Below are 12,899 nucleotides of genomic sequence, written 5' to 3'. Positions count from 1 at the left end.
AAAGTGGGGTTCGCCGTGATCCGTTCGGCGCTGCCGCGCCACCTGTGGGCCCGCGGGAGCGCGCTGGTCTCCGCGATGTTCGGGGTGGGGACCTTCGTGGGCCCCGCCCTCGGCGGGCTCGTCGCGCAGTTCGGGTCGTGGCGGCCGGCGTTCGTGGTGCTGGCCGTCGCCGCGGCCGTGCCGGCGGTGCTCGTGCCCCGGGCCCTTCCGCGCGGCGGCCGGCACGAGCGGGCGCACCCGGTGCCGGTCCGCTCGCTGGTGCTGGTCGTCGGGGCCGCCGCCGCGGTGAGCGTCGCCGGGATCCTCTCGAACGAGGTCGCGATGGCGGCGTTCCTCGCGTTGGGGATCGCCGCCGTGCTGGCGTTCGCGGTGACCGAGCGGCGGGCGGCCGTGCGGGTGCTGCCGCGCTCGACGTACCAGGCCGGCTCGGCGCTGCGGTGGGTCTACCTGACCATCGCGTTCCTCGCGTCCGGTGTCGCCGTGGAGACGTTCCTGCCGCTGTTCGCGCGGCAGCTGGGTGGGCTGCCGCCCGCGGTGGCGGGACTCTTCGCCGCGGTGTTGTCGCTCGGGTGGTCGGTGAGCCAGGTGGTCAGCTCCTCGGCTCATCGGGAGCGGACGGTTCGGCGACTCCGGGTCGCCGGCCCGGCGCTGCTCGCCGCCGGGTTCGCCGTGCTCGCCCTGCTGCAGCACCGGGACGCGTCGTTGCCCGTGGTCCTCGCCTGGCTGACCGTACTGCTCGCCGGCGGCGCGGGGATCGGCATCGCCATGCCGCACCTGTCCGTGGCCGCCATGGCCAGCACCGACGACCCGGAGGAGGGGAAGCAGGCCGCCGCGGCGATCGCGACGGTGCTGAGGATGTCCACCGCGTTCGGCGCCGCGGTCGCCGGCCTGCTGGTCAACCTGGGGGCGCCGTCGACGGTCCTGTCCGCGCGCTACCTCCTGGCCGGGTTCGCCGTGCTGGCCGCCTTCGGCGTCGGCACCGCGTGGCGCGCCGACCGCCTCGCCCGGCAGCCGAGTGCGGCCGCCGGTGTCGCGACGGGGACCGGTGGACGGTGAGGCGTCAGCGGGCCGCGGGTTCCAGGGCGTCCAGCAGGTCGTCGATGTCCGCGCGGGTTCCCCGGTGGTGTTCGGCGGCGAACACGTCCGCCCCCAGCGCGGCGCGCACCCTGGCGGTGATCCGGTCCACGTCGCCGCGTTCGGCCGGCGGCAGCGGTGCCCCGACACCGTCGCGCAGGGCCGCCGCCGCGCCGAGTAGCCGGGCCGCCGGCACCGCGTCCCCGGCGAGGGACGCGGCGCCGGCCAGGCCCTCCGCCGCCAGCGCGACCGCCCGCGGGTCCGCCGCCCGCCGGGCCGCGGCCAGCCCGTCTCGGTGCAGCGTCGTCGCCGCCTCCGCGGCACCCCGCTGCTCGGCCACGAAACCCAGTTCCGCCAGGATCAGCGCCTTGCCCTGCTCGGCCGACAACCGCCGGTTCCAGGCCAACCACCGCCGCAGGTGCCGCTCCGCGTCGTCGAGCCGGCCCTCCCGCCGCGCCAGCATCCCGAGCCCGATCTCGGCGAACTCCTGGGCGGCCTCGTTGGACTGCTCGGTCGCCAGCCGCAACGCCCGGGTGTGCCACTCCGCCGCCATGGCGTGGTCGCCGGTCAGCAGCGCGACCCTGCCGAGCGCGGTGAGCTGGTCGGCCACGTCCACCCACAGCTCCAGCTCCTCCGCGCGGTGCGCCGCCTCCCGGTGCAGCCGCGCCGCCCGGTCGTAGTCCCCGGCGATCGCGGCCAACGACCCGAGCACGTCCCCGGCCCGCACCTGCCCCCACCGGTCGCCCAGCTCACCGAACATTCGCAGGCTCTCCTCGCCGTCCCGCCGCGCGGCGGCCAGCTCGCCGCCGAACAGCGCCTGTAGCGCCCCGCTGTACAGCGCGGCGGCCAGCAACCACGGGTCGTCGTCCGCGCGGGCAGCCGCCAGTGCCCGCCCGGTCAGCTCGCGGCTCGTGGGCAGGTCGCTGAACAGCAGGTGCGCGTAGCCGAGGAACCACAGCGCGCGCGGGTTCTCCACGGCGTTCACGTCCACAGTGGCCGGTGGAGCCTGGGTGAGCAGCGCGAACCCCGCCTGCCACGCGGCTGCTTCCGCCCGCGCCGCCGCCGGGCCGGTGGCCAGCATGGCACCCAGCGACCGGTGCGCCTCGCGGTACCGGCCGTGCAGGAACCACGCCCACGCCATCGCGTTGGCCAGCCGCGGCGCGCGTTCCCCACCGGTGTCCAGCGCCTGCCGCACGTTCGCCGCCTCGGCCTCCAGCCGGCGCAGCCACCGCCGCTGCTCGGGCCCGTGCAGGTGCGGCCGCGCCCGCTCGGCCAGCGCCGTGTAGAACGCCCCGTGCCGCTCCCGCACCGTGTCCAGCTCGCCGGCCGCCCGCAGCCGCTCGACGCCGTAGGCGCCCACCGACTCCAGCAGCCGGTACCGCGGCCCCTCCGGCTCGTCGGTGGCCACCACCAGTGACCGGTCGACCAGCCGGGCGAGCACGTCGAGCACCTCGGCCTCGTCAGCACCGTCAGCACCGTCAGCACCGTCAGCGCCGCACACCGCGGCCGCCGCGTCGAGTGCGCAGCCGTCCGGGTGCACCGCCAGCCGGCGCAGCACCTCTCGCTCGGCGCCGGTGAGCGGCTCCCAGCTCCAGTCGAGCATCGCGCGCAGGGTGCGTTGCCGCGCCGGCGCGTCCCGCGGCCCGCCGCCGAGCACCCGGAACCGGTCGTCCATCCGCCGCGCCAGTCCGTGCACGCCGAGTGCCCGCACCCGCGCCGCGGCCAGCTCCAGCGCCAGCGGCAGGCCGTCGAGCCGTCGGCAGATCGTCGCGACCGCCGCGGCGTTGCCCGCGTCGAGGGTGAGCCCGGCCGCCCGGCCGAGGAAGAGCCGCACGGCGGGGGACCGACGCAGCGCGGCCGGGTCGGCGGCGTCCGGGTCGGGCACCGGCAGCGGCCGGACCGGGTGCACGACCTCGCCGGAGATCGCCAGCGGCTCCTGGCTGGTCACGAGGACGCGCAGCTCCGGCGCCTCCGCCAGCAACCGCCGGGTCAGCTCGGCCACGGCGTCGACGAGGTGCTCGCAGTTGTCCAGCACGAGCAGCGCCCGGCGGGCCCGCACCGCGGTGGCGAGGTGGTCGAGCGGGTCACCCGCGGCGCGAGCGGCCACCTCGTCCCGGACGCCCAGCACCGACGCGACGAACTCGGCGACGTCCTGGACGCCGGCCACCGGGTACCGGCCGCCGAGCTCTACCAGCCACCCACCGTCCGGAAAGGACTCGGCCAGCCCGTGCGCCACGGCGAGGGCGAGCCGGGTCTTGCCGACCCCGCCGGGCCCGGTGAGGGTGACCAGCCGGCCGCGGTCGAGCCGGTCCCGGACCCGCTCGACGTCCCGCTCGCGGCCGACCAGCTCGGTGACCGGCGCCGGCAGGTTCGACCTCGGGCACCCGGCCGGCGTCCCGTGCGGCACGCCGGTGTCGAGCGCCGGGTCCCTGGTGAGGATCGCCTGGTGCACCGCGGCCAGCTCGGGGCCGGGGTCGAGTCCGAGGTCCTCGACGAGCCGGGCGCGGAACTCGGCGTAGGCATCCAGCGCCTCGCGCTGCCGGCCGGCGCGGTACAGCGCGCGCAGCTGCACCGACCGCAGCCGCTCCCGCCAGGGGTGCTCGGCCACCAGGTCGGTCAGCTCGCCGGCGAGCAGGTGGTGCTCGCCGAGCGCGAGCCGGGCCTCGGCCTGCTCCTCGAGCGCCACCAACCGCTGCTCGGCGAGCCGGGTCGCGGCCGCGCGGGCGAACTCCTCGTCCCGGAAGTCGGCGAACGCCGGGCCGCGCCACAGCGCGAGCGCGTCGGTCAGCAGCGCCGCGCTGGTCCTCGGGTCGGTGCTCGCGCCCGCCCTGCCGACCAACTCGGCGAAGCGCCGCGCGTCCACCGCGCCGGGGTCGACCACCAGCCGGTAGCCACCGGACTCGAACCGCACCAGCTCGCGGGCGCCGGGCTCGGCCCGGTCGAGCGCCCGCCGCAGCTGGGACACCTTGGTCTGCAGGGTGTTGGCAGGGTTGCCCGGTGGGTGCTCCCCCCAGAGGTCGTCGGCCAGCCGGTCCACCGGCACCGGCTGGCCAGGGGTGACCAGCAGGTCGGCGAGCAACGCCCGCACCTTCAGCTCGGGGATCCGCACCGGCTTCCCGCCGTCCGTCCACACCGCCAGCGGGCCGAGCACCCCGAAACGCATGCCCCCACGCTAGCCGCTCGACCCCCAGCGCACCCGCAGCTTTCCATGCGTGGGACCGATTGTGCTGGGACGGTGCGCTCCACGACCGGGCGCCACGACACGCCGCGAAAGGAAACCGTGTCCACCATCACCGACGACACCGGCACCGGTGCCGGCACCCCTCTGCGAGCCGGGCCCCGCGAGTGGCTCGGCCTGGCCGTGCTGGCCCTGCCCACCCTGCTGCTGTCCCTGGACGTCACCGTGCTGCACCTCGGCGTGCCGCACATCGGCGCGGCACTGCGGCCGAGCGCCGCCGAGCTACTGTGGATCGTCGACGTCTACGGCTTCATGATCGCCGGATTCCTGGTCACCATGGGCACCCTCGGCGACCGCGTCGGCCGTCGCCGGTTGCTGCTGATCGGCGCGGCCGCCTTCGGCGTCGCCTCCGCCATCGCCGCCTCCGCGCCCACCGCGGAGCTGCTGATCGCCAGCCGCGCGCTGATGGGAGTCGCCGGCGCCACGTTGATGCCCTCGACGCTGTCCCTGATCGGCAACATGTTCCGCGACCCGCGCCAGCGCGGCCTGGCCATCGGCGTGTGGGCGACCATGCTCTCCGCCGGGATCGCGGTCGGGCCGGTGCTCGGCGGGCTGCTGCTCGAGCGGTTCTGGTGGGGCTCGGTGTTCCTGCTCGGCGTGCCGGTCATGGCGCTGCTGCTGGTGACCGGTCCGCTGCTGCTGCCCGAGTTCCGCGACCCCGCCACCGGCCGCCCCGACCTGCCCAGCGTCGCGTTGTCGCTGGCGGCCATGCTCCCGGTCACCTACGGCGTCAAGGAGTTGGCCGCGCACGGCGTCGCGGTGCCGCTGGTCGCCGGGTTCGTGCTGGTCTACCTCGGCGTCGGGCCGGCCTTCGCGCTGGGCACCGACCTGGTGGTCGGCGCGGCGCCGCCGGAGCGCACCGGCGCGGCGTCGGCGATCAGCGAGACCAGCACCGAGCTGGGTATCGCGCTGGGCATCGCCGCGCTGGGCAGTGCCGGCACCGCGGTGTACCGGTCGGCCCTCGGCTCGGTCCCCGAGGCGCCCGACACCCTGGCCGGCGCCGTGGCCGCGGCGGGAGAGCTGCCCTCGGAGGTCGCCGCCGGCCTGCTCACCACCGCGCACGCGGCGTTCAGCAGCGGGATGGCCGTGGTCGCGTGGATCGCGGCGGCGGTGTCGGCCGGGCTGGTGGCGGTGGCCGCGGTCACCCTGCGGCGGGTCGCGTCCCCCGGGCAGTAGTTGCGCATTCTTATCAACTAGATCCGCGGAACTGCTTGTTTTGCGCAGTTGGCTGGCGCAGAATGGCCTCCTCCCACCTGGCCAAGGAGGATCGACGTGGATCTCCAACTGCTGGCGGCCCTCGTGGTCGGGGTCGCCGCCATCGTGCTGATCGTGCTGCGCACCCGGCTCGACGCGTTCGTCGCCCTGCTCGTGGCGGCCCTGCTCACCGGTTTCGTGGCCGGGTCGCCGCTCACCGACGTGCTCGACTCGATCACCGACGGGTTCGGCTCGACCATGGGCGCCATCGGCATCGTCATCGGCCTCGGGGTCGGCGTCGGCAAGGTCCTCGAGGTCTCCGGCGCCGCCGACGCGTTGGCCAGGGCCTTCGTCCGGCTGCTCGGCAAGGGGCGCGAGCCGTGGGCGATGGCCGGCACGGGTGCCGTGGTGTCCATCCCGGTGTTCTGCGACTCCGGCTACGTCATCATGAACCCGCTGGCCCGCTCGATCGCCCGCCGCAAACGTGCCGGGTACGTGACACTGGCGCTCGCGCTCGGCTGCGGGATGACGCTGACCCACCACCTGGTGCCGCCGACGCCCGGCCCGCTGGGCGTGGCCGGCATCCTCGGCGCCGACGTCGGCGGCCTGATCCTCGCCGGGCTGGCGATCGCGCTGGTGCTGCTGCCGGTGGTGGTGCTCTACGCCCGCTGGATCGGGCCACGGCTCGAGGCGCACGTGCTCCCCGAGATCCGCGAGGAGGTCTACGGAACCACCGCGCGGGCCGCGACCACCGCGGCGACCCCGGCTCACCCGGTGACGTCGAGCGGCACCGGCGGTGCGGCCGCGCCGGACGGTCCCGGCAGTACCACCGAGGACGCCATCGAGGGTGCCACCGAGGACGCCACCGAGGGGCCGGCGGCGAGCGAGCGGGAGCCGCGCCGGATGTCGGCCTGGCTGGCCGCGGTGCCGCTGCTGGTGCCGCTGGTGCTGATCGTCGCCAACACCGTCGCGACCGCCGTCGACCGCAACACGCAGGGCGTGCTCACCGGCGACGACTACACCCCGGCCGGCTACGCGGCCGTGCTCGGGTTCGTCGGCAGCCCGGTGGTGGCGCTGCTCATCGGGATCGTGCTCGCCGTCTACCTCCTGCTGCCCCGCGCCACCCCGCGCAACCAGGTGGGGAGCTGGCTGGCGCAGGCCGCCGCGTCCGCCGGTCTGATCATCCTGATCACCGGAGCGGGCGGCGCGTTCGGCAAGGTGTTGCGGGACACCGGGGTCGGCGACGAGCTGGCCGAGACGATCGCCGCGTGGAGCCTGCCCGGCGTGCTCGTCCCGTTCCTGATCGCCACCCTCGTGCGGCTGGCCCAGGGGTCCGGCACGGTCGCCATGATCACCGCGGCGTCGGTGACCGCACCGCTGGTCGCCGGGCTCGGCATCTCCCCGCTGGTCGCCGCGATCGCCTGCTGCGCCGGCTCGATGGTGTTCAGCTACTTCAACGACTCGTACTTCTGGGTCGTCACCCGGTTCACCGGCCTGGACGGGGTGGCGGCCCTCCGCGGCTGGTCGGGCATCACCACCGCGGCGTGGCTGGCCTCGCTGCCCCTGGTGCTGCTCGCCGGGGCGGTCCTGTGACACCACGAGTCCTGGTGCTCGGCGACGACCTCACCGGCAGCAACGCCACCGGCGCCCGGTTCGCCAGGGCCGGGCTGCGCACGGTGTCGGTGACCGGGCTCGACCGGGTGGGGCGGGCCGACGACGCCGACGTCGTCGTGCTGAACCTGGGCACCCGGCACCGCTCCGCCGACCGCGCCAGGAGCCTGGTGCGGGAGGCGCTGCGTGCCCACCCGCCGGTCGACCTGCTGGTCAAGCGGGTCGACACCACCCTGCGGGGCAACGTGGGCGCGGAGGTCGACGCCGTGCTCGACGAGCTCGGCCCCGGCACCAAGGCGCTCGTGGTGCCGGCGTTCCCCGACGCCGGCCGGACCACGGTCGGTGGGCTGCACCTGGTGGACGGCGTGCCGCTGGCCGAGACGCCGGCCGCGCGCGACCCGCTCACCCCGGTGCCGTTCTCCCGGGTGGCGACCGTCCTGCGGCAGGGCACCGACCGGCCGATCGCCGAGGTGTTCCTCGACGACGTGCGGTCCGGGGTGGACGCCGTCGCCGCGCGACTGGCCGAAACCGACGCGCCACTGGTGGTGTGCGACGCCACGAGCAACGCCCACCTCGGCACCATCGCCGAGGCCGCGGCGCTGGTGCGGGCCGAGCACGGCACCCGCTGGGTGTCGGTCGACAGTGGACCTTTCGCGGTGCGGTTGGGCGCGGCGCTGGGCATCGGGCCGCAGGCGGGCGAGCTGCCGCCGGTGTTGGCGCTGGTCGGCAGCATCACCGGCAGCACCCGCGACCAGGTGCTCGAGCTGGAGCAGGTGCTGCGCGCCCGGTTCGTCGACGTCGCCCTCGACGGGCTCGACGCGCGGGCGATCGCCGACCGGGCGGCGGCGCTGCTCGGCCCCGGCCGGTCGGTGGTCGGCATCCGCACCCACCCGCCCGCGCCCGGCGCTCCGGTCGACCCGGCCACCGCCGCGCGGATTCCGCGGGTGCTGGCCGAGGCCGCCGCGCAGGCCGGCTCACCGGCCACCGTCACACCGGCCTGCGTGGCTGGTTGAGGTGCTGGCCGAGGCCGCCGCGCTGTTGCTCGCCGAGCGGCGCTTCGGCGGCCTCTACGCCACCGGCGGCGACATCGCCGAGGCCGCCACCGCCGCGCTGGACAGCGACGGCTTCGTCATCGACACCGAGGTGCTGCCGCTGGCCGTGGCCGGCAGGCTGGTCGGCGGGCCGCACGACGGCCTTCCGTTCGCCACGAAGGGCGGGCTGATCGGCGGCCGGGACGCCGCGGTGGCCTGCGTGGAGCACCTGCTGGGCGTGATCGTCCGGGATCAGGCCCGGCCGGCGACGCACCGAGAGAGAGGAAGGCATCCGTGACCACCCAACGCCCGATCCTGGCCGTGACCCTCGGCGACCCCGTGGGCATCGGACCGGAGATCACCGCGCGCACGCTGGCCGAGCCGGCGGCGACCGAGCAGGCCCGGCCGCTGGCCGTCGGCGACGCCGCCGTGCTGCGGCGGGCGATCGAGGTCTGCGGGCTGGACGCGTCGGTCAACCCGGTGACGTCGCTGGCGCGGGCCCGGTTCACCCCCGGCGTGATCGACATCCTCGACCTGGGCATCGCGCCCGCCGACCTGCCGTGGGGCGTGGTCGACGCGACCGCGGGCAGGGCCGCGGTCGCGGCCATCGGGGCGGCCACGAAGGCCGCCATGGCCGGCGAGGTCGACGCGATCGTCACCGCGCCGATCAACAAGGAGGCCATCTGGGCGGCCGGCTCCGAGCACCTCGGGCACACCGAGATGCTCGGCGAGCTGACCGGCTCCACCCGGTTCAACACGATGTTCTGGGTGCGTGGGCTGAAGATCTTCTTCGCCACCCGGCACCTGTCGCTGCGCGCGGCGCTGGACCGGATGACCAGGGAGCACCTGGAGCACGGGATCCGCGAGGCCTACACCGCGCTGCAGGTGTTCGGTACCCGCGAGCCGACCCTGGCCGTCGCCGCGCTCAACCCGCACGGCGGGGAGAACGGCAAGTTCGGCGACGAGGAGATCGTGGCGATCGCGCCGGCCGTCGAGGCCGCCCGCGCCGACGGGCTCGACGTCGTGGGCCCGATCCCCGCCGACTCGGTGTTCCACCAGGGGTTGCAGGGTCGCTTCGACGGTGTGCTGTCGCTCTACCACGACCAGGGGCACATCGCGGCGAAGACGGTGGACTTCGCCGGCACCGTGTCGGTCACCGTCGGGCTGCCGATCCTGCGCACGTCGGTGGACCACGGCACGGCGTTCGACATCGCCGGCACCGGCACCGCCGACGCCGCCACCATGCGCGCGGCGTTCCGCGCCGCCGTCGAGCTCGCGCCGTTCGCGCGGCGGCTGCGCGAGGTCTACCCGCCGGACGCGTCGTAGGGTTCGACCCGTGCCGCGCCAGACGACGACCCAACGCCGCTCGCTGCTGCTCGCCGCGGTGCGCGGCGGGGACAGCTCGATCCCGCGGCTGGCCGACCGGTTCGGGGTCTCGCCGTCCACGATCCGCCGCGACCTCGCCGAGCTGGCTCGGGAGGGGCACGTCGTGCGCACCTACGGCGGCGCGCTGGACACCGGTCCCGGCGTCGAGCGCACGCTGCGGGAGAAGGACGAGATCAACGCCGACGAGAAGAACGCCGTCGCGCGGGCGGCGGCCGAGCTGGTCGGTGACGGCGAGGTGGTGCTGCTGGACGCCGGGACCACCACCGGCCGGCTGGCCCACCACCTCGCCGACCGCGCCGGGCTGACCGTGGTCACCAACGGGCTGTCGGTGCTGCTCGCCCTCGCCGACAGCCCGGACGTGGAGGTCGTGGTGCTCGGTGGCCGGCTGCGCCATCCCAACGAGGCGATCCTCGGCGGCACCGTGCAGCGGCAGCTCCGGCACATCCGGCCGGACCGGGTGTTCCTCGGCACGGACGGGCTCACCGCCGCGCGTGGGCTGTGCTGCCCCACGCTGGAGCAGGCTGAGCTGAAGCACGCCATGCTGCACGCCGGCGGCGAGCCGTACGTGCTGGTGGATCACTCCAAACTGGACTCGGCCCCGTTCGCCTACTTCAGCCCGCTGGACCGACCGCACACGGTCATCGTGGACGCCGGTGGGCCGGCGTCCGCCCGCGCCCCGTTCCGCGACCTGCCCGGCTGCACCCTACGCACGGTGCCGGTGTGACTCACCTGCTCGAAGGGCCGTCGAGCAGGTCGGCCCGCAGGTAGCGGGCGCCGAGCACGGTCCCGACGTCGGCCGCGTGGTCGATCAGCCGCTCGGCGTCCACCGCGACGACCCCCGCGTGCCAGGCGGTGACCAGCTCGACGAACCCCCCGATGCCCAGCAGCGTGGTCATCCGGAAGTCGGTGTCGTCGACGCCGGGGGCGAGGTGCGGGCGGGCGACCTCGACGAGCAGGTCGGTCATCCGGCGCAGCGCGTCCCGCCGGCGCTGCTGCAGCACGGCACTGCCGGCGTGGTCGCCGAACGCGATCCGGGCCCGGCGCGGGTCGGCGGTGACGTGGTGGACGAACGCGGCGATCGCGGCCCGCAGCTGGCTGAGCGGGTGCTCGTCGCGGCTGCCCTCGATCGCGCCGAGCAGCAGCAGGACCACCTCGTCGAGCTGCTGGTCCCAGACCGCGGCGAGCAGCGCGTCCCGATCGGTGAAGCTCTCGTAGAAGTAGCGGTCGATCAGCCCGGCCCGCGCGCACACCCCGCGCATGGTGACCGCGGCCCAGCCCTGCTCGCCCCAGATCTCGGTAGCCGCGTCGACCAGCTGCCGGCGCCGGTCGGCCCGGCGCTGCTCGGCACTGCGGCCGCCGTAGGTGCGAGGTCGTGCGCGCATGGGTTCCATCCTGGCAGCTCTTGACAGCGGGGTCCGCCGGGCTCAATCTGATGGCATGCGCCTTCAGAGATGGCGAATGCCATCAGAATACCGGCAGGCCCCGGTGCCGACCGCTCTGTCGAACGGTGTCTCGGCCGCTGGGTCTACCGCTGTGCCGGCCCCGCTGCCGGCCTCGCTCCGCGCTCGGCTGCTGGCCCGCGCCTCGGCGGCGACGCTCCGGCCGCTCACCGCCGTCATTCCCGCCTCGCCGCGCGGGGTGTGGCTGTCCCGCCGGATCGTCGCCGGATCGCTGGCGGTGCTCGGCCCGGTGCCGGCGGGCACCGAGGTGCGCAGGGTGGACGCGGGAGTGGCCGGCGGGTCGCGGGTGCGGGGCGAGTGGGTGCGCGGGCCCGGTGTCGCCAGCGCCGGCGGTGACCCCGACGGCACGGTGGTGCTGTACGCCCACGGCAGCGGGTACGCGGTGTGCTCCGCCCGCACGCACCGCGGTCTGACCGCGCGGCTGTCCGCGCTGACCGGGCTGCCGGTGTTCGCCTGCGACTACCGGCTGGCACCCCGGCACCGCTTCCCGGCCGCCGCCGACGACGTGCGCGCCGCCCACGACTGGCTGGTCGGACAGGGGGCCCGGCGGATCGTGCTCGCCGGCGACTCCGCGGGCGGGCATCTCGCCGTCGACCTGACGCTCGAGCTGGCCCGCGCCGGGCGGCCAGTGCCCGCGGCACTGGTGCTGTTCTCCCCGCTGCTGGACCCCACCCTGCGGCTGGCGGCCGCGCGCGAGCGGGTCCGGCGGGACCCGATGATCTCGGCAGCGCGGGCTCGCCGGCTGGTGGAGCTCTACACGCGGGGCGTCGACGCCGCCCATCCGCGGCTGGCGCTGGACGTGGCCGCGGCCAGGGCCTTCCCGCCGACGCTGGTGCAGGCCGGCGGCGCGGAGATGCTGGTCGCCGACGCCGAGCGGCTGGCCCGGTCGCTGGGCGTGGCCGGCGCCCGCTGCGTGCTCGAGGTGTGGCCCGGCCAGGTGCACGTCTTCCAGGCGTTGCCGGTGCTGGTGCCGGAGGCCGCGGCCGCGGTGCGCCGCGCGGCCGACTTCGTCCGCGCCGAGCTGGCCAGTTCCGCCCGCTCCCGGGAGGTCTCGTGACCAGGCGATCGTTCGGCGCCGCCGCGGTGGTGACCGGCGCGGGCAGCGGCATCGGGCGGGCCTTCGCCGCCGAGCTGGCCCGGCGCGGCGGCCGGGTGGTCTGCGCCGATCTCGACCCGACCACGGCGAAGGAGACCGCCGCGCTGGCCGAGGCCGCGGGTGGCCGTGGCCTCGCGGTCGAGTGCGACGTGTCGGTCGAGGCGCAGATGTGGGACCTGTGCGAGACCGCCGAGCGCTGGTTCGGCGAGCCGGCCACCCTCGTGATCAACAACGCCGGCATCGGCGCCGGCGGCCGGGTGGTCGGCGAGACACCGCTGCCGGACTGGCGACGCACCCTGGACGTGAACCTCTGGGGAGTGATCCACGGCTGCCACGTGTTCGTCCCGTGGCTGCGGGAACACGGCGGCGGGATCGTCAACGTCGCCTCGGCCGCCGGGTTCGTCCACCCTCCCCGGATGGCCGCCTACAACGTCGCCAAGGCCGGCGTGCTCGCGCTGTCCCGGACGCTGGCGGCCGAGCTGGCCGGCACCGGCGTCACGGTGACCGTGCTGTGCCCGACCTTCGTCCGCACCAACATCGTCTCGGGCGAGCGGATCGACGCGCGGGCCGCCCGTGCCGCCTCCGTCCTGATGCGACTGACCGGCGCGGCGCCGGAGCGGATCGTCACGGCCGCCCTCGACGCGCACGACCGGGGCCGGCTGCACGTGGTGCCACGGGCCGACGCCCGGCTGCTGTGGTGGCTCGGCCGGCTGTCGCCCACCGCCGTCCCGCGCGCGGCCGGCCTGCTCGGCCGGTTGCTTCCCCCACCCGACCCCGCGTGACACCACGACACCACCAAGGAGATCACC

11 protein-coding genes are annotated in these 12,899 nt (G+C 75.9%); 9 read left to right on the top strand and 2 right to left on the bottom strand.

All coding sequences use genetic code 11. The features are described 5' to 3' along the window. Nucleotides 1-15: 15 nt before the first annotated feature. Nucleotides 16-1,056: an MFS transporter gene (locus BM051_RS03770; RefSeq protein ID WP_208325957.1), complete on the top strand. Its 1,041-nt coding sequence runs from the start codon at nt 16-18 to the stop codon at nt 1,054-1,056. Nucleotides 1,057-1,060: 4 nt separating this feature from the next. Here BM051_RS03770 and BM051_RS03765 read toward each other — a convergent pair whose 3' ends face one another. Continuing rightward, on the bottom strand, nt 1,061-4,237 hold the full coding sequence (locus BM051_RS03765; RefSeq protein WP_092527869.1) for an AfsR/SARP family transcriptional regulator: 3,177 nt from the start codon (nt 4,235-4,237) through the stop codon (nt 1,061-1,063). Between the two features lie 117 nt (nt 4,238-4,354). Between BM051_RS03765 and BM051_RS03760 the strand changes: the two genes are divergently transcribed. The 6 genes from BM051_RS03760 (at nt 4,355) to BM051_RS03740 (ending at nt 10,258) form a co-directional block, all read left to right on the top strand. After that, nucleotides 4,355-5,488, top strand: coding sequence for an MFS transporter (locus tag BM051_RS03760; protein ID WP_243859532.1), 1,134 nt, complete (start codon nt 4,355-4,357; stop codon nt 5,486-5,488). A gap of 96 nt (nt 5,489-5,584) precedes the next feature. After that, entirely contained in the window at nt 5,585-7,099 is a 1,515-nt protein-coding gene (locus BM051_RS03755; protein WP_177216880.1) for a GntP family permease, read from the top strand. Next, nucleotides 7,096-8,130, top strand: a complete 1,035-nt coding sequence (locus tag BM051_RS03750) for a four-carbon acid sugar kinase family protein (RefSeq protein ID WP_244894461.1) — start codon at nt 7,096-7,098, stop codon at nt 8,128-8,130. Before BM051_RS03755 ends, BM051_RS03750 begins: the two co-directional genes overlap by 4 nt. A 1-nt stretch (nt 8,131) precedes the next feature. Next, nucleotides 8,132-8,446: a nucleotide-binding domain containing protein gene (locus tag BM051_RS29620; RefSeq protein WP_244894460.1), complete on the top strand. Its 315-nt coding sequence runs from the start codon at nt 8,132-8,134 to the stop codon at nt 8,444-8,446. After that, nucleotides 8,443-9,474, top strand: coding sequence for a 4-hydroxythreonine-4-phosphate dehydrogenase PdxA (gene pdxA / locus BM051_RS03745; protein ID WP_092527864.1), 1,032 nt, complete (start codon nt 8,443-8,445; stop codon nt 9,472-9,474). The genes BM051_RS29620 and pdxA overlap by 4 nt, the downstream gene beginning before the upstream one ends. A gap of 10 nt (nt 9,475-9,484) precedes the next feature. Beyond that, nucleotides 9,485-10,258 carry a DeoR/GlpR family DNA-binding transcription regulator gene (locus tag BM051_RS03740; RefSeq protein ID WP_092527861.1) on the top strand — a complete coding sequence of 258 codons (774 nt, stop codon included), beginning with the start codon at nt 9,485-9,487 and terminating at the stop codon, nt 10,256-10,258. Nucleotide 10,259: 1 nt separating this feature from the next. Here BM051_RS03740 and BM051_RS03735 read toward each other — a convergent pair whose 3' ends face one another. Then, complete coding sequence (locus BM051_RS03735; protein WP_092527858.1) at nt 10,260-10,916, bottom strand: TetR/AcrR family transcriptional regulator; 657 nt, start codon at nt 10,914-10,916, stop codon at nt 10,260-10,262. Between the two features lie 151 nt (nt 10,917-11,067). On the opposite strand from BM051_RS03735, the gene BM051_RS03730 reads away from it, so the two are divergent. Continuing rightward, entirely contained in the window at nt 11,068-12,051 is a 984-nt protein-coding gene (locus BM051_RS03730) for an alpha/beta hydrolase (protein ID WP_243859531.1), read from the top strand. After that, nucleotides 12,048-12,872, top strand: a complete 825-nt coding sequence (locus BM051_RS03725) for an SDR family NAD(P)-dependent oxidoreductase (protein ID WP_092527852.1) — start codon at nt 12,048-12,050, stop codon at nt 12,870-12,872. Before BM051_RS03730 ends, BM051_RS03725 begins: the two co-directional genes overlap by 4 nt. Nucleotides 12,873-12,899 lie beyond the last annotated feature (27 nt).

It is taken from the genome of Amycolatopsis arida (genome assembly GCF_900115565.1).
Classification (GTDB): Bacteria; Actinomycetota; Actinomycetes; order Mycobacteriales; family Pseudonocardiaceae; genus Yuhushiella; species Yuhushiella arida.
This window is presented reverse-complemented; position numbering and strand designations above follow the sequence as displayed.